At 62.8% G+C, this 15,330-nt stretch carries 16 protein-coding genes and 3 pseudogenes; 5 read left to right on the top strand and 14 right to left on the bottom strand.

Annotated features, from left to right (window positions below):
- Positions 1–109: 109 nt before the first annotated feature.
- On the bottom strand, positions 110–679 hold the full coding sequence (locus FJ940_RS12775; RefSeq protein WP_140560466.1) for a GNAT family N-acetyltransferase: 570 nt from the start codon (positions 677–679) through the stop codon (positions 110–112).
- Positions 680–794: 115 nt separating this feature from the next.
- Positions 795–1,691: a LysR family transcriptional regulator gene (locus FJ940_RS12770; RefSeq protein WP_140656732.1), complete on the bottom strand. Its 897-nt coding sequence runs from the start codon at positions 1,689–1,691 to the stop codon at positions 795–797.
- Between the two features lie 277 nt (positions 1,692–1,968).
- Here FJ940_RS12770 and FJ940_RS12765 point away from each other — a divergent pair, with 277 nt between their 5' ends.
- Positions 1,969–2,703 carry an SDR family oxidoreductase gene (locus tag FJ940_RS12765; RefSeq protein ID WP_140560464.1) on the top strand — a complete coding sequence of 245 codons (735 nt, stop codon included), beginning with the start codon at positions 1,969–1,971 and terminating at the stop codon, positions 2,701–2,703.
- Positions 2,704–2,786: 83 nt separating this feature from the next.
- Positions 2,787–3,392 (top strand): NADPH-dependent F420 reductase, encoded by a 606-nt coding sequence (locus tag FJ940_RS12760; protein WP_281405879.1) that lies wholly within the window; start codon positions 2,787–2,789, stop codon positions 3,390–3,392.
- Between the two features lie 299 nt (positions 3,393–3,691).
- Here the strand turns inward: FJ940_RS12760 and FJ940_RS12755 are convergent, their stop codons facing one another.
- From FJ940_RS12755 to FJ940_RS12730, 6 genes are all read right to left on the bottom strand, one after another.
- Positions 3,692–4,474, bottom strand: a complete 783-nt coding sequence (locus tag FJ940_RS12755) for a sugar ABC transporter substrate-binding protein (protein WP_140656731.1) — start codon at positions 4,472–4,474, stop codon at positions 3,692–3,694.
- Positions 4,475–4,526: 52 nt separating this feature from the next.
- Complete coding sequence (locus FJ940_RS12750; RefSeq protein WP_181171762.1) at positions 4,527–4,874, bottom strand: non-heme iron oxygenase ferredoxin subunit; 348 nt, start codon at positions 4,872–4,874, stop codon at positions 4,527–4,529.
- A gap of 709 nt (positions 4,875–5,583) precedes the next feature.
- Entirely contained in the window at positions 5,584–6,693 is a 1,110-nt protein-coding gene (locus FJ940_RS12745; RefSeq protein ID WP_140560461.1) for an epoxide hydrolase family protein, read from the bottom strand.
- A gap of 46 nt (positions 6,694–6,739) precedes the next feature.
- Positions 6,740–7,360 carry an NAD(P)-binding domain-containing protein gene (locus FJ940_RS12740; RefSeq protein WP_140557388.1) on the bottom strand — a complete coding sequence of 207 codons (621 nt, stop codon included), beginning with the start codon at positions 7,358–7,360 and terminating at the stop codon, positions 6,740–6,742.
- A 31-nt stretch (positions 7,361–7,391) separates the two neighbouring features.
- Entirely contained in the window at positions 7,392–8,066 is a 675-nt protein-coding gene (locus FJ940_RS28625; RefSeq protein ID WP_246671016.1) for a hypothetical protein, read from the bottom strand.
- Positions 8,067–8,390: 324 nt separating this feature from the next.
- Complete coding sequence (locus FJ940_RS12730) at positions 8,391–9,026, bottom strand: NADPH-dependent F420 reductase (RefSeq protein ID WP_140560459.1); 636 nt, start codon at positions 9,024–9,026, stop codon at positions 8,391–8,393.
- 140 nt (positions 9,027–9,166) lie between these two features.
- Between FJ940_RS12730 and FJ940_RS12725 the strand changes: the two genes are divergently transcribed.
- A complete protein-coding gene (locus FJ940_RS12725) occupies positions 9,167–9,754 on the top strand; it encodes a TetR/AcrR family transcriptional regulator (protein ID WP_140560458.1) in 588 nt (195 codons plus the stop codon).
- 133 nt (positions 9,755–9,887) lie between these two features.
- Here the strand turns inward: FJ940_RS12725 and FJ940_RS28770 are convergent.
- From FJ940_RS28770 to FJ940_RS12705, 5 genes and pseudogenes are all read right to left on the bottom strand, one after another.
- Positions 9,888–10,175, bottom strand: a pseudogene (locus FJ940_RS28770) (NADP oxidoreductase coenzyme); the annotation flags it as partial.
- Positions 10,176–10,357 (bottom strand): annotated as a pseudogene (locus FJ940_RS12715) (SDR family oxidoreductase); the annotation flags it as partial.
- A 177-nt stretch (positions 10,358–10,534) separates the two neighbouring features.
- Positions 10,535–10,663, bottom strand: coding sequence for a hypothetical protein (locus tag FJ940_RS28985; RefSeq protein ID WP_281405515.1), 129 nt, complete (start codon positions 10,661–10,663; stop codon positions 10,535–10,537).
- Positions 10,663–11,130, bottom strand: a complete 468-nt coding sequence (locus FJ940_RS12710; protein WP_140656729.1) for a carboxymuconolactone decarboxylase family protein — start codon at positions 11,128–11,130, stop codon at positions 10,663–10,665. Before FJ940_RS12710 ends, FJ940_RS28985 begins: the two co-directional genes overlap by 1 nt.
- Positions 11,131–11,143: 13 nt before the next feature.
- Positions 11,144–11,557, bottom strand: coding sequence for a cupin domain-containing protein (locus FJ940_RS12705; RefSeq protein ID WP_140656727.1), 414 nt, complete (start codon positions 11,555–11,557; stop codon positions 11,144–11,146).
- 85 nt (positions 11,558–11,642) lie between these two features.
- Here FJ940_RS12705 and FJ940_RS12700 point away from each other — a divergent pair.
- A pseudogene (locus tag FJ940_RS12700) lies at positions 11,643–13,111 on the top strand (PLP-dependent aminotransferase family protein).
- Here FJ940_RS12700 and FJ940_RS12695 read toward each other — a convergent pair.
- A complete protein-coding gene (locus FJ940_RS12695) occupies positions 13,091–14,002 on the bottom strand; it encodes a LysR family transcriptional regulator (protein ID WP_140498281.1) in 912 nt (303 codons plus the stop codon). The pseudogene FJ940_RS12700 and the gene FJ940_RS12695 overlap by 21 nt on opposite strands.
- Positions 14,003–14,113: 111 nt before the next feature.
- Here FJ940_RS12695 and FJ940_RS12690 point away from each other — a divergent pair, with 111 nt between their 5' ends.
- Positions 14,114–15,289 (top strand): alkene reductase, encoded by a 1,176-nt coding sequence (locus tag FJ940_RS12690; RefSeq protein ID WP_140656726.1) that lies wholly within the window; start codon positions 14,114–14,116, stop codon positions 15,287–15,289.
- Positions 15,290–15,330: the final 41 nt, after the last annotated feature.

Raw genomic sequence — 15,330 nt, 5'->3', positions numbered from 1 at the left:
ACCTGGCTGCGCTCGATCGCGTCCAGCCGTTGGTCTTGTCGAGAGAGGCGCGCAAGCGCAGGTCAGTATCGACTCGCCGGAGCAACGCTATTTGCCATGGCTCAGAGCCCTAGCAGTCCGGCATGGCGTTGCTTGCCAACAGTGACGGCCCGATGTCTCGGTCGAGCGTAAAGCGCTCGCAACGCTCGCCGTCGGACTCGTCGATGAAGCTTTCGACATGTTTGAATCCAAGCTTCGCAAATATCCGCACCGAGGCAAAATTGCGCGCCGCCGCTTCGCCCGTCACCCGTTCAAGCGCCAGAGTTTCGAAAGCGTAGCGGAGAACTTCGCGCGCCGCCTCGCTGCCCAGTCCGTGCCCCCAATGCGCACGCGCGAGCACAAATCCCAATGCGGCTGCCTTGGCGTCGGTTGCGCCGAAGGACAGGGTTATTGTCCCGATCGCTTCCGAAACTCCTACTTGATCTATGGACCACTGGATCGCCGTACCGTCAGCGAAACGCTGACGCGAACGGGCGAACCATCGCTCGCCCGCGCTTATGTCGTCGGGAACAGGATCGCCGGCAAGAGAGGCGGATTCGACATCCGTCGCGCGCGCAAACCATGCCGGGATATCCCGTTTTCTCGGCGCCCGAAGCACGAGCCTTGGTGTCGTGAGCTTGGGAAATCGCACAGTTTCCATCGAAGCATTTTCCACCTGAGGCGGCGCCAATGATAGCCGGAAAGCGGCGATCATAAGCAGCCGGCAAGCCCCCCCGGAAAGCCGTCGGCAAGGCAGGCCGTCAACCCGCCAGGCGTCAGTCGCGCGATATGGAAAGTCCCGCGAGAAGCGGAGCGTACGCGGCGAGCCTGCGGGATACGAATTCCGTGAAGAGCCGCACGCGCTTCGTCTTGCGTGTCTCCCCCTGCGTGAGAAGCCAGAGCGTTCCGTACATGTGCAGGTCGGTACCCGGCACCCTCACCAGCAGGGGGTCGGCATCTCCGACGAAGCACGGCAGTGTCGTGATCCCGAGCCCTTGCCGTACCGCAACGATCTGTGCCTCGGCGTCCGTGGTCCTGAATGGAACCTCCGTGGTGCGAACCTCGCCCTCGCGAGCCCAGTCCGGAATTCCATGAATGCTTATGACGATCCACCGGACGGGATCGGGCGCGCCCGCATGCCAGGCGGCAAGTCGATCGCGGGACATATAGACGCCGCCGAACAACTCTGGCCCCTTCAGGCCGTGAAGATTGAGCGGCAGGGTTTTGCGGTCATAGACGACGCGGATCGCCACGTCGGCCTCTCGGTTGGTCAGATTTGCCAGCTCCCCGGACGACAAGACGTCCATCTCGATGTCCGGATGCAGACGCGCGAACTCGGCGAAATCAGGCATGAGCAGGTGTGTCGCAAGGGTCGGAGCCAATGTCACCCGCAGAAGCCCGCGCACGCTCTGGTCGCGCCCGAAGACGCGTGTCTCCAACTGGTGCGACGACGCTTCCATCTGGTTCGCGAGCTCGAGCACCTCCTCGCCCGCAGCCGTCAGGCGGTAGCCCGAAGGCAGCTTTTCGAACATCTGCGCCCCAAGGCGTTCCTCGAGCTGTGCAACGCGTCGCAGCACGGTCGAGTGGTTCACACCGAGGCGCTCGCCGGCGGCCCGCACCGAGCCTCCGCGCGCCACGGCCAGAAAATAGCGAACATCATCCCAGTCGATCATGGCGCGATCCCGCACCGCGCGGTGCGCTTTCCAAAGCCCGTATCCAACGCAGTCGTACAGCAGTGTGGGCGGTTATCATAGCTTATGTCGACGAGCGCGGCCCAATTCCGAACGACGGACACCGATTCGTCGCGGCTGGCGGCAGTCGTCCGACCGGATCGATTTTGCACCACCGATGTGCGCACTTCCGCACTCAAAGCCTGACCCCTGCAGACTTATTTCCAGGCTCTCGGGGTTCTTCCCGAACGATCAAAGGCAGAGCCTGGAAGGAAAAGTCATGGGAAAGCTAAACGGGAAGGTTGCAGTCATCACCGGCGGCGCTACCGGCATCGGCCGCGCCGCGGCAAAGCGCTTCATCGAGGAGGGCGCCTTCGTCTTCATCTTCGGCCGCCGGCAGGAAACGCTCGACGCGGCTCTGGCCGAGCTCGGGCCCAATGCCCGCGCGGTGACGGGCTCGGTCTCGGATGAGGCCGACCTCAACCGACTCTACGCGACGGTGAAGGCCGAGCGCGGAACCCTCGACATCGTCTTCGCCAATGCCGGGGCGGGAAGCCAGCTTGCGCTCGGCGAGATCACCGCCGAGCACATCGACCAAACCTTCGACACCAATGTGAAGGGTACGATCTTCACTGTCCAGAAGGCGCTGCCGCTGATGGGCCAGGGCGGTTCGATAATCCTGACCGGATCGAGCGCCGGCACCACAGGCGCCGCGGCAATGAGCGCCTACAGCGCGAGCAAGGCGGCAGTGCGCAACCTCGCGCGGACCTGGGCAGAGGACCTGAAGGGCACCGGCATCCGGGTCAACGTGCTATCGCCCGGGGCGACCGCCACCGAACTCGCGAAGGAAGCGCTGGGCGAGGAGGGCCAGAAGGTCTTCGCCGCGATGACGCCGCTCCAGCGAATGGCCGATCCGGCGGAGATCGGCGCCGTCGCCGCCTTTCTCGCGTCGTCGGACAGCAGCTTCATGACCGCCAGCGAGGTCGCCGTCGACGGTGGCCTTGCGCAACTCTGACGCGCCACGCCCGGCCGGCACTCCATTCAACTAACCAGCGCCGTTGAGGGCCGGGAATCGACATCAACACGGATCGGAGAAGTATTATGAGCTATGCAATTGTAGGATTCGGCAAGATAGGCCAGGCCCTCGCCCAGGCCTTCGCCCGTAAGAACATCAAGGTGGCCGTCGCGAGCCGCCGGCCGCCCGAGGCATTGGCGTCGCAGGCTCGGGCGATTGGACCCACGGTCATCGCCAAGTCGCTGCGGGATGCGCTCGAGGCCGACACAATCATCTTGGCGGTCCCGTTCTGGGAGCATCGCGAGGTCGCGAAGGCCCTGCCAAACTGGGAAGGCAAGACGGTCATCGACGCGATGAACACTTTTGGAGTTCTCCCCGAAGAGCTGGACGGTCTCCCGTCCTCGGCCTTCGTCGCGAAGGCGTTCACCGGCGCCAAGCTCGTCAAAGGGTTCAATCACCTGGCTGCGGCCACCCTGGCTGCCGATCCGATCGTCGAGGGCGGCCACCGCGTGGTTTTCCTGTCGAGCGACGACGAGGACACGACCGCTCCCGTGGCGGCCTTGGCCAAACAACTCGGGTTCGCACCCGTCAAGCTGGGAAAACTCGACGAGGGTGGCGCGCTGGTGCACGCACGCGGCCGCACTTGGGGCCATCTCATCTTCCAGGATTTGTTCAAGAAGGAGCAGTAATCGATCTACGACCGCGTGATCGACGCCGAGAACTGGTCGCGCGCTAACTTCTTCGAGCAGCGCGCGACCGAATATTTGAAGACCACAAGGTCGCGAAGGCTGGCGTGGGATTGACGGCGTATGGGCGCCGTTCGAAGAGCGGGGAGCGGCCAAGCGTGCGCCATGCGGCGGCCGCAATTGGTCGTAGAGCTTTGGGCTGCGGACTGACCGATTGCGCCGGCAGCAATGCCATGCGGCGGCGCGAAAAGGCACTTGGTTGCTGGGCAACGCCCTAAAAGGGCGGAAGTACCGCGGTCAGTCTAATGATCCCTGACCAGTTGCATGAAAGCCTCTATCGGACGTAGCGTTTGGCGAACCTTCAGACACGCCGCGAAGGATTGCGTGAACGGCTTGTGATCCGAGATCGAAAGCGCCGTCAAACGATCGTCCGGGAAGGTACTCGGTCCTGGAAACAATACCGGCGCCAAGGCGGCTATGGCACGGTCCACGGGCGGGCCCATCGGCGCTTCACGGTTCGGCCACAGCACGATGCCATCATATTGCTTAGCGATCCACGTATCGATCACCTGGCCCATCTTGTTGTCGTCGAACTCGGCGTCGATCACCTCCAGTTCGATATTCGGATGGCGCTTGGCTTCCCAGGCGGCGGTGTCGGCGAGGCTGATCAGCCAGGGATGGTTGAAGCCATGGAAGACCAGGCCGATGCGATATTTCTTGCTGGCGTCGAGCACCGGACCTTCAGGCAACGGCAGATAATCCGTGAAAGGCGCCTTGATCTGCAGCTTGCTGTAAGGGCCGACGAAGCTGGCGCCCATGCCCGGCTTCCAGACGAATCCGCCGGCGAGGTCCCCGACCGGATAGACGTCGAGATAGTCCCGGAAACCGTCCTTTTCGAACAGCGCACTGACGTCGGCATTCGATATGCCCGCCTTGGCTTCGTCGGAGTATTTCTTGATCAGGCCATTGAGAACGGCGTGGACGGAGTCTTCGGCGAAGGCCGGAACTGTCGTCAGCGGTGCAGCAGCGAGAACGGAAAGCGCCGCGGCTGTCTTCAGCAGATGGCGACGTGATAATTTCAGCATTTTAGGTCTCCTCCCATATTTTGGTTTCAGCCCGGGATATATCCCGACAAGTTCAAGTCACTCCTCCTTCCACCAGGATGTGGACGTGGCCGTCCGACACCTTGGTTTCGTAGGTCTTCAGCCGCTCGGTGACGGGCGGTGAAAGCGGTATGCCGGTGGGGATGTGGAACAGTCCCTGATGCAAAGGACACTCCACCGTCTGGCCGTCGATATAGCCTTCCGAAAGGAAGGCGTGGGCGTGCGTGCAAATGCCTGAAGTGGCGTAGAACTTGCCGGCAAGATTAAAGATGGCGATACATACCCCCTGGTGCTCGATGCGCGTCGCATCGTCGACAGGAAGACTGTCGGCACGGACCGCCTGGATCCACTGCCTGCTTTCTGGATTAGTCTGCGCGTCCATGCGCCTCCCCATATCCGTTTGTTTCGTTTATTTTCGTTCTCTTCCTTCGCTCGCAAATTCATTGTGGGAATAGAGATATCGATGAACCCCATGCCGAGTGATCGACCACAGGCAAGCAATCGCCGAAAATACGGCTGCATGGCAGCCGGACGCGGCGATATGTCAGGCACGGAGATCTATCGGAGGGTTCGAACCGGTCGTGCCCGAGACAATGCGCGAAGCGCCAATCTGGTGATCAGAAACAATGCCCTCACGTCCATCGCGATGCGAACGGCCGGAGGGGCCTGCAATTCGTGCACGGAACGCTTCCAAAGGAGCCGGAAACGCGAACTTGGAAGCGGGCTGCCAAGGCAGCATCAAGCCGGCAATTGGCGACGATAGTGACTTGCTAGCTCGCTTCGAGATGGAAAAATCGTCTGGGGCAGATGTACCAAAACACTGATCCCGTATGCCGAAGATCGTGGACCGTGAATGGCTCTAGCGGTAACCTTCCTTCTTCGCCCGAACGCTTCCTCGGAGATGGAGTCAGCGGGAAGCGTCATCAGAAACGTCCGTAGTCGATCACGCTGCTCTGGCTGCGCGAGCTTGCGATCGAGATATTCCACCCGCTGTTCTTCGAGCTTGGCCAGCCGCCTGCTCGGCACGCCGCTGGCGGGCAATCTCCACGAGCCGTGCCCGCTCGTGGGTGAAGCGGAACACGCTTGTTCGTTCAGATCGCGGCGAGCGCGATCTTTCGCAAATCGTCGGCGTAGAGTTCCGGCGTTTCCCAGGCCGGAAAATGCCCGCCACGCGGAAAGACGGTGTAACTCCGCACATTGTAGAGCCGCTCGGCCCGCTCGCGCGGCGCGAGCGCCAGATCATGTGGCCACATCGCGACGGCGGTGGGAACATGCACGAAGTCATCTGCCCGCAACGGCGGCCGCAGCCGGGCGGTATCGTAATAGTAGCGGACAGACGACCCGATCGTGTTGGTCATCCAGTAGATCATCAGGGTGTCAATCAAGGCTTCGAGGGGCCAGACAGAGAAGACGTCGCCATCGCAGTCCGTCCAGGCCCGGAATTTCTCGACAATCCACGAGGCTAGGCCAACAGGACTGTCGGCAAGCCCAAAGGCGAGCGTTTGTGGCCTCGAGCTCTGGATCGCCTGATAGCCCCCTTCCTCCCGGCTCCACAGTTGGAGGCGCTCGTCATAGTCGATCTCGGCTTTCGACAGGGGCGACGCATCTTCTGGAATCGGCTTCGGCGCGACCGCCGAGACATGGAGAGCCAGCAAACGCGCCGGATGCCGAAGCGCCATTCGCGTGGCAAGGCCGGAGCCGATGTCAGTCCCAGCCACGACGAACCGCCTATAGCCCAGCATCGTCATTAGCTTCGGATAAAGGTCGCTGGGCTCCGCCTCGTAGGGCCGGGTTGGCCTGTCCGAGTAGCCGAAGCCGGGCATGGTGGGGATCACGACATCGAATGCCGGCGTTCCCTGGGTAAGCAGCGGTGCTATACGCTGAAACTCCACGAAGCTTGACGGCCAGCCGTTCATCAGCAGTAGCGGGATCGATCCCCTTTGGCCGCTGCGAAAATGCAGAAAGTGTATGCCATGGCCGTCGACCGTCGTCCGGAAATGGGGAAGCTGGTTAAGCCGGTCTCGTCGCTGCGCCCAGTCATAGCCGTCACGCCAGAAATCGATGAACTGGTTGAGGACGCCGCGCTCGGTTCCCATGGTCCAGTCGTCAGTTACCGCGTCGGCCCAACGCGTCCGTGCGAGGCGGCTACGAAGGTCAGCGGCCTGGTCCGCATCATAGGGAATCTGGAAGGGAGTGATCATGATCGATTCCTTGGCTGTAGTGCAGCGGAGGGCTGATGTCGGTGATTTAGCCGATATCGACGTTCATGGCGAAGTCCCAGGTGCCGGCGCCGTTTTTGGCGAGGCCAATCATCATTAAACCGAGCGCCTCCAGCGTCTGGGCCATGTGCAAGCCGCCCACGTCGAGCGGACGCAGCCCGAGACTTTCGAGAAACGTCGAGACGCGCGCTTTCGCCTCCGCATCGTCGGCTGCGATGAACGCGTCGAGGCGTCCGCCCTTCGCAAGCACGTGACCAAAGATCGTGTTGAATGCCTTCACAACATGCGCGCCGGCGGGGAGGCCCTTTGCGGTCTCCTGCGCGCCGGAACTGCCGTGGGGCGTGACGAGGCCTGAGAGGTCGGGGGCAACCGGGTTGGCGATGTCGACGATCACCTTGCCATCGAGCGCTTTCCCAAAGTCGGCTACCGCCGCCGCGGCACCGCTGTACGGCACGGCGAGGATGACGATGTCGCCCGCGGGGGCGGCGCCGTATGTCCCGGTGGTCGCTCCGACTCCAAGTTGGTCGACGAGCACCCGCGCCTTGGCGGGGTCGCGGCTGACAACCTCGACGGTATGTCCGGCCTTGGCGGCACGGCCCGCGATCGCGGCGGCCATGGCTCCTGAGCCGATGATGCTGATAGTGCTCATGTGTTGTCTCCTTGTGAGTTGGGTGGACGGATCACGGGATCGCGATACGATCCGCCGGGAAGTAATGGCCGTTGTCGAGGTCCTCGAGCAGGCCCGGCTGAGCTGGCTCCCAGCCGAGCGTCTGGCGGGTGATGGCGTTGGACGCCGGAAGGTCCAGCGTGACCAAGTTCGCGAGAAAGCCGAAGAAGCCCGGCAACATCAGTACGTCCGCAGGGATGGGCACAGCAGGCATGCCCATACGGCTGCCAATGGCCTCAGCGATCTCGCGGAACCGGATGCCCTCGCCCTCAATCCCGTGCCAATATTTGCCAGCCGGCCCCTTCTCCAGCGCCAGGCGGAACAGGGAGGCCAGGTCGCGGGCATGCACAGCCGGCCAGAGGTTCGCGCCGTCTCCGGGGTAACCGATTACGCCCTTCTCCTTCGCGAGACCGATCAGCAGCTGGAGGAAGCCGGCATCGGTCGTGCTGTGCGCGATGGGAGGAATTCGGACGACCGAAGACCGCACGCCCCGTCCCGCTAAGCCGATCACGGCGAGTTCCACGGCGTTGCGAACCCGCAGGGTGCCCTTGTATGCTTCGCCGCCGGGAAGAGCCGGATCTTCCTCGGTGGCTGGCCGGCCCAGGCCTTCCCACCTCGGCGAGCCGATGCTCCCTGAGACGACGAGCGGCTTTCCGGTCCCCGCCAGCGCCTCGCCGTAGGCGAGCATGATCTGGAGCTCCGCGGCTGCCACGGCGTCGATCCCGCCGGAGGGCAGCAGGTCTTGCCGGTGCGCGACGTGGATGACGCCGTCGGACTCGCCGCCGCGACCTTGAGCCCATCGAGGTCGGTGATATCCCCGCGACGTACCTTGGCGCCGAGTGCCGATACCGCAGTCGCGGACGTGTCCGACCGGGCCAGGCCAATGACCTCATGTCCGGCCGCGATGAGCTCGGGGATGACATACGAACCGATATGGCCGGTCCCGCCAGTAACGAAAACGCGCATGCTGCTGCTCCTTGGGTAATGTGATGCGAGACGTGGTGCCGCGGGCTCAGCCGAGGAGGCTGACGCGGATTGAGAAGTTGGTGTGTTTGACGGAGTGGGTCATGAGGCCCAGCCACAGCATGCAGGCGTGCTCCAGCGTTCGGGCCATAATCAGCCGCCCGGTATCCATCGGACGTAGTCCGAGGCTGTCGATGAACGCCGAGACGCGCGCCTTCGCTTGAGAGTCGTCCCCGGCGATGAACACGTCCAATGGATGGCCCCCGATTGGACCGGCAGCCAAGACCCGGGCGTTCTGGGTGTTGAACGCCTTGACGATAGTGGCATTGGCAGGAGCAACCTTGGCGATCTCCTGCGCGCCGAAACTGTCTTCAGGAGTCAAGAAACCCGTGAAGTCGGATTTGATGGGGTTGGTGATGTCGACAATGAGCTTGCCTGCCAGCTTTTCGCCGTACTGCTTCACCACGTCGAGAACGGCCGAATAGGGAACCGCCAGGATGACAATGTCCCCGACCGGAGCGGCGCCAAACGTTCCGGTCGTCGCGCCGGCTCCGACCTGCTCGGCCAGCGCCCGCGACTTGGCACCGTCGCGGCTCATCACCTCGACGGTGTGTCCGGCCTTGGCGGCAAGGTCGCCGATCGCTGCGGTCATACCGCCTGACCCGATGATGCTGATAGTGCTCATGTTCATTTTCCTTGCGGGGCGGGCGGCGCCTTTGTTGCCATTTGTGCAGACGCACTCTATTTAGTGGTTCACCGATCCGCTTAGTAACCGGATCATCGATCCACATATACGGATCACTGATCCGCTTATCAAGGCATCTCATGCGAGCCGACGCAAAAAAAAATTACAGCCATATCCTCGCGGTCGCGCGTGACGTCGTCGCCGAGCACGGTATCAATGCGTCCATGCGCGATATCGCCCGTCGGGCCGAGGTCGGGTTAGCCACGCTGCTTCGTCATTTCCCGACGCGAGAAGCCCTGTTCGAGGCGCTGCTGTGTACGAATCTGGACGCACTGACTCAGAGGGCAGATGAACTCGAAACCTCGGATTCGCCTGACGAAGCGCTCATCTCCTGGTTCCAGGAGTGGTTGGCGTTCGCCCAAAGCTATAGGGGCGTCGTCGCCATGATGGCCGCCGCCCACACGAATCCGAACTCCGCTCTTTACGCTTCATGCGCAGCGGTGCACTCGGCGAGCGCGCGACTGCTGCTCCGCGCACAGGCCGAAGGCGCGGCGCGGCTCGACATGAATGGGGATGACCTGTTCGCCCTGATGACGGCGCTCGGCTGGGCGGTCGACCAACCCTCATTCGCGCCGCGGGCCGATCATCTCTTTCGCATCATTACGGGCGCCATCCTGGCGAACCCGTCGACCGGATCGGCTTCTGCTGCGGTCGACCGTCAAAACTAAGTATTCATCATACTGCTGACGAGAGGCGGAGCACTTCATCGTTTGCTTCCAAGCATCACCTCGGCCGCACGCATCGGATAGTGCTCGATCCGATGCGTGCATCGTGTCCCTGCCGGTGGGGACGTCATGTTCATCATTTGACCAGGTCCTTGAAGACCAGCCGGCCCCAGTTGTTCCTGCGCGCCTGCACGAGCAGTCGCCTTCGGAAAGCCCGCCTAGCTTTATCGGCGCAAAGCCGAGATTTTCCGCGAGCGTACCAATCTGCGCCGCGGCGTCTTCATCATCGCTCGCCAGGAATATGACTCTCCTGCCGCCCCCTTTACGGCCGGATCCTGGTCAAGGATGGCAGCGATCAAATGATTGAAACCCTTGACCAGTTTGCACCTGAGAAGGCCTGCTCAATGAACTTGGAAGACGGCTGTCAGAGTTGGGCTAGGCCGCCGTCGACCGCTACCTCGCTGTCATGAAGCTGCTGTCCGATGAGGCGAGGAAGGGTGCCGCCGCCCCGAGCTCTGCCGGATCGCCCATGCGCTGAAACGCAGTCATTGAGCCGTAAGCCTTCCAGCCGTCCTCTCCGAGCGCTTCGGTCGCGAGTTCGGTCGCGATGCAAGCGGGAATAACTGCAAAGTCCAAGCTGAAACGTGAGTGTACCGCTTCTCAGGCCGCATACGGAACGGCCGGTTTCGGAATCGCCGTGCACACTCCTGACCGACGACAATGGGGCTGCCGGCTTGCGAGTTGAGCCGCCTCTCCTTAGGGCCGCCATCTGTCAGGTTACGATCACCAGAAGGCGCAAGCGAACAGAGTGATTGAAAAGGAACTCGATTTCCTGTCGCGAACGAACTCGGTCGCCTCGCGCGCCAATTTGCTGTCCGGGATCTTGATCCTGGAAATCACGTTACCATTCATTATTCTGCTCCATCAATCTCGAGAACGGCCTGGGGCGTATTCCGAAAGCTGATGGCCATTCGGTTGTAGCTGTTCATCAGGCTGATCGCGATCGTCAGGTCGACGAGCTGCTTTTCATCGAAGACGGCACGCACGGCTTCATAGGCGGCGTCCGGAACCCCGGTCTGTGCAACATTGGTCACGCTCTCGGCCCAGCGAAGCGCGGCGCGCTCTCTCTCGCTGAACAGGCTGCCGCCTTCCTGCCAGGCTTGCACCAGCGCGATCTTCTCGATCTTCACGCCCTTCTTGACGAGGTCACGCGTGTGCATGTCAAGGCAATAGGCGCAGTTGTTGATCTGGGAGACCCGCAGATAGACGAGCTCGACCAGTTCGGCAGGCAAGCCGCTCTGGAGAACATAGCCGTAGACGGTGCCGAGCGCCTTGGCGCCGCTCGGGGCGATCTGGTTGTAGTCGAGCCTCTTGGCCATCGTTCCGATCCGTTCAATTGAGGGGAGTAGTGAGGGCCTTGTCGTCGGAATCGACGACGAAGACCGCAAGCAGCTTCGCCGGCCTGGTCTTGCTGGCGTTGCGGCTAACCGAATGGGTTGCGTTGGGCAGCTCCGACCAACTCTCGCCCGCTTTGTAAATGCGGGTCTCGCCATCGTTCACCTTGGACTCGATCTCGCCCGAGACGACATAGGCGAAGATAAAGGCGGACCTGGCATGCCGGTGCGGCTGGGAAGCGGCGCCCGGCGCATAATCGACCTCGACCACGGCCATCGATTTGCCGGGGATGTTCGGGATCACCTGCTCGAACTTCGGCGTGACCGTCTCCGATTGGTCGTCCCGCGCCCAGGCCGGCCCGACGATGGCAATCGCGGCGCAGGCGGCGGTGAAAATGGCACGAATTCGCATTGGCATCTCCTTGCCCGGATAGATGCCGGCGAATCGGGCCAGGAAAAAGCACCAACAACGCAAAAAAATCGTGTACTGAGGCTTCATGAGCAAGCCGCTGGACCTGGATTTGGACCGCGCCGCCAAGACTTCCCTTGCGGAGCAAATTCGCAAGGGCGTGGCCGTCGCAATCGAGGAAGGCGTTCTGGAATCAGGCGCACGGTTGCCCTCATGACAGGACCTGGCGGCGCAGCTGGGTGTCGCGCGCGGCACCGTCCGGACCGCCTATGAGAAGCTCGCGGCCGCCCAGTTGATCGAGGCAACGCCAGCCGAGGGAACGCGCGTCGCAAAGCGCCCCCGCGCCGTCGCGAGATCCGAGCCGGTGCCGGACGAAGGCTCCTTCATGCGGATTTATCAGGAGATGACGCAGGGTCCCGGCATCTTCCAGATGGGCATCCCCGCAAGCGATATCTTCCCCGCCACCTTGTTCGCGCGGATGCGCGCGCACGCCATCCGCGCCGAAGCCGCTGCCGCCCCCTCTACCCCGATCCTCGCGGCGAACTCGAGTTGAGGCGGGAAATCGCTGGCTACCTCGCCGTAGCACGGGGCATCATCTGTCTGCCGTCGCAGGTCATTATCACTGGAGGTTTCGGTGCGGGGCTCGGCCTGGCGCTATCCGTTCTGAAGCTGGCGGGGGAGACCGCCTGGATCGAGGAGCCCAGTTTCCCATGGACCCGAAAGGGGCTCGAACTCGCCGGTTTGTCTCTCGCTCCGGTCCCGGTCGATTGCAACGGCATCGATCTCGATGACGCACTGTGCCAGCATCCGACCGCGAAGCTTGCCCTGGTCACACCGGGTCAACATGCGCCGCTCGGCTCGACCTTGTCGCTCGAGCGGCGCCTGCGCCTGCTCGAATGGGCAGCTTCGACCCAGGCCTGGGTGATCAAAGACGATTATCTGAGCGAGCTTCAGCTGACCGGCAGGGCCGCGCCGGCGCTCGCGTCGCTCGACCGCGACGGGCGCGTCATTCACATCGGGTCCTTCAGCAAGACAATCAGCCCGACCCTTCGGCTGGGTTTCGCGATCGTGCCGGCCAGCCTCGTATGCGCTTTCGCTGAAGTCGCGGCGTGCTTAGCGCCCGCCCCGGGACCGGCAGTGCAGCTCGCGACCGCCGAATTCATGCGGGAGGGCCACTATATTCGCCATCTCCGCCGCACGAAGCGGGCCTATGTCGCAAGGCGCGCGACGTTGCTCGAGCAGCTTTGGGCGAATGTGAATGCCGACCAGATTGCAACGCCGGGCCTGGCCGTGCTGCTGAAGCTGCCGAGGGAAATATCGGACATTGCCGTGGCGCGCGAGGTTTCGGCCTTCGGGATGTCGCCCGCACCGCTCTCCGCGTGGTATGCGTCGCCCGCCACTGCCGAATCCGGCCTCTTGCTCGGGGTCGCCACCACGCCGGGCAAGAACCTGGCAAAATCCTGTGATCGGCTCTTCGAGGCGATTAGGCGGATCGACGGCGGACAGCCGATTGAGACTGCTCCAAGTAAGACGTTGCTAGGCAGCGACACTCGTTGAAACAAGCGACCACTGAACGAGGCCGTCTATGGTAACGCGAATCTTCGCCGGCAGCGCCTTTGTCTGCGGCCACAGGACGCTGATCGGCAGTTCGCCGCCTGACAGGCCCTCCAGGACAATCTGAAGGGCCCCGTCTTGAAGATCGCCTTCCACCATCCATGACGGAAGTTGCGTCAGACCGTGTCCTGCCTTAGCGGCCATTAGCACCGTCTCGAAATCCTGCAGTTCATGCTTGACGGGGACGGCCTGCCGCGCTGTCGAGCCGTCGGGTTGCTTCATCAGCCAGGCGATGCGGTTGCCTTGCCGTCGTCCGACGATGCAATCGTGTCCGGCAAGATCGCTCCAGGATCGCGGAACGCCCCGCCGTGCGAGATAGCCAGGTGCTCCGACTATCACCGTCTGCTGGACCCCAATCTGTCGCGCGACGAGGTCGGTCGAATCCTCAAGATTGCCGATACGCACGGCGAGGTCGATGTTTTCGCCGATCAGGTCGACCCGCCGGTCGGTGAAGCTGACATTGAGGTTCAGCGCTGGATAGCGTTTCGCAACCCCTAACAGTACGGGCATGACGTGCAGTCGACCGAACGCCGTCGGGAGATCGATGCGGACTTCGCCGCCAGGCGTGTCCCGCGCGAGCGCGAGGGCGCTCTCGCCACGCTCAAGTTCGTCGAGTGCCGCGACGCAGTGCTCCAGCCAGGCCTCTCCGGCAGGCGTCAAGGTCAGGCGGCGGGTCGTCCGGTGGAGCAGCTTGGAGCCCAAGCGCGCCTCCAGACGCGACACCGCCCGGCCGATCGCGGACTTGGCCATGCCCATTTCCGCCGCAACCGCGGTGAAACTACCGAGCCGAATAACGGCTACGAATTCGGCGATGCCATCGAAACGCGAGTTCATCCGCCTATTGTAGCTTCAGACGCAATAGTGAGTCCACCAGGCCGGCACTAATCTGCTGAGGAGTATCCCTTTATATCTTCTGGAGCTTTAATTCTCCACAGGAGCCGCCCCATGCCCTCTCTATTCGATTCCTTCGATCTAGGTCCCGTCCACCTCACGGGCCGCATCGTCATGCCGCCGATGACGCGCACCCGCACCTCCGAGGGTGCTCTTCCGACAGATGGCGACCTCCCGAACGAACTGACCGTCAAATATTACGGTCAGCGAGCTAGCGCCGGCCTGATCATCTCCGAAGTCAACGACGTGGATCAGTCCAGCCACGGCTACGCGCGGATTCCCGGGATTCACTCCGAAGCCCAGAAGCAGGCCTGGCGCCCGGTGACCGAAGAGGTTCATCGTCAGGGCGGCACCATCTTCATGCAGCTGTGGCATGTCGGCCGACTGGCGCATTCCTCGCTTCTGCCGAACGGCCAGGCGCCAGTGGGCGTGACCGCGGAACAGGCCGTCGGCTCAGAGGTGTTCGCCCATGGCCCGGACGGCCGGTTGCGCTTCATGGCGGCAGAGACGCCGAGGCCGCTCAGCACCGAGGAAGTGACGGCCATGGTGGGAACCTTCGCCAAAGCCGCCGCCAATGCGCGGGAGGTCGGGTTTGACGGCATCGAGATCCATGCCGCCAACGGCTATCTGATCGAGCAGTTCATGAACTCGGTGCTCAACACCCGTACCGACCGCTACGGCGGCGGCAGCATGGAAGATCGTGCGCGCTTCCTGATGGAAGTCGTCGACGCGGTCGTGGCGGAATTCGGCGCGGGACGCGTGGGGGTTCGCCTCTCACCGTTCGGCAAATATGGTTCAATGCCCGCTGATCCGCTCGTCGAGGAGACGTTCCTGTACATCGTCGAGCAGCTCGGGCGCCGTGGCGTGGCCTATGTCCATCTGCTCTACGAACTGCTGCCCGACGGCAACATGGAATCGGCCACATTCGAGGCGCGGCATCTCGACCACGACATGCTCGCCAAGGCGCGAGCGTCGTTCCCCGGCGCGTTCATCTGGTGCGGCGGCTTCAATGATGTCGAGCGCGCCCAGGCAGCGCTCGATACCGGGCTGGTGGACCTGATTGCCTTCGGCAGGCCGTATATCGCGAACCCGGATCTCGTCGAGCGTCTTCGGAGCGGCTGGCCATTGGCCGTAGCGGACCGGTCCGTCTATTACACCCGCAATGGCGAGGTGGGGTACACGGACTTCCCCACCTATTCGAAGAATGGCGCCGCAAGCAGGGCCGCCTGACACGACGATAGGCCGAGCAGGAGTCCGGCGCAGCGCCACGC

The sequence above is a fragment of the Mesorhizobium sp. B2-3-7 genome (assembly GCF_006442695.1).
In the GTDB taxonomy this organism is placed as follows: Bacteria; Pseudomonadota; Alphaproteobacteria; order Rhizobiales; family Rhizobiaceae; genus Mesorhizobium.
Note: the sequence above shows the minus strand (reverse complement) of the source record. Positions and strands in the feature narration are given on the sequence as shown.

Bases quoted from the DNA above. Each gene is read 5' to 3' on its own strand.
- FJ940_RS28625 (WP_246671016.1), bottom strand. From the start codon at position 8,066: ATGCTCGCCTACGGCGAGGCGCTGGCGGGGACCGGAAAGCCGCTCGTC.
- FJ940_RS12775 (WP_140560466.1), bottom strand. From the start codon at position 679: ATGGAAACTGTGCGATTTCCCAAGCTCACGACACCAAGGCTCGTGCTT.
- FJ940_RS12750 (WP_181171762.1), bottom strand. From the start codon at position 4,874: ATGGACGCGCAGACTAATCCAGAAAGCAGGCAGTGGATCCAGGCGGTC.
- FJ940_RS12705 (WP_140656727.1), bottom strand. From the start codon at position 11,557: ATGCGAATTCGTGCCATTTTCACCGCCGCCTGCGCCGCGATTGCCATC.
- FJ940_RS12725 (WP_140560458.1), top strand. From the start codon at position 9,167: ATGCGAGCCGACGCAAAAAAAAATTACAGCCATATCCTCGCGGTCGCG.
- FJ940_RS12690 (WP_140656726.1), top strand. From the start codon at position 14,114: ATGCCCTCTCTATTCGATTCCTTCGATCTAGGTCCCGTCCACCTCACG.
- FJ940_RS12755 (WP_140656731.1), bottom strand. From the start codon at position 4,474: ATGCTGAAATTATCACGTCGCCATCTGCTGAAGACAGCCGCGGCGCTT.
- FJ940_RS12770 (WP_140656732.1), bottom strand. From the start codon at position 1,691: ATGATCGACTGGGATGATGTTCGCTATTTTCTGGCCGTGGCGCGCGGA.
- FJ940_RS28985 (WP_281405515.1), bottom strand. From the start codon at position 10,663: ATGAATGGTAACGTGATTTCCAGGATCAAGATCCCGGACAGCAAATTG.
- FJ940_RS12710 (WP_140656729.1), bottom strand. From the start codon at position 11,130: ATGGCCAAGAGGCTCGACTACAACCAGATCGCCCCGAGCGGCGCCAAG.
- FJ940_RS12730 (WP_140560459.1), bottom strand. From the start codon at position 9,026: ATGAGCACTATCAGCATCATCGGGTCAGGCGGTATGACCGCAGCGATC.
- FJ940_RS12745 (WP_140560461.1), bottom strand. From the start codon at position 6,693: ATGATCACTCCCTTCCAGATTCCCTATGATGCGGACCAGGCCGCTGAC.
- FJ940_RS12765 (WP_140560464.1), top strand. From the start codon at position 1,969: ATGGGAAAGCTAAACGGGAAGGTTGCAGTCATCACCGGCGGCGCTACC.
- FJ940_RS12740 (WP_140557388.1), bottom strand. From the start codon at position 7,360: ATGAGCACTATCAGCATCATCGGCTCAGGAGCCATGGCCGCCGCGATC.
- FJ940_RS12695 (WP_140498281.1), bottom strand. From the start codon at position 14,002: ATGAACTCGCGTTTCGATGGCATCGCCGAATTCGTAGCCGTTATTCGG.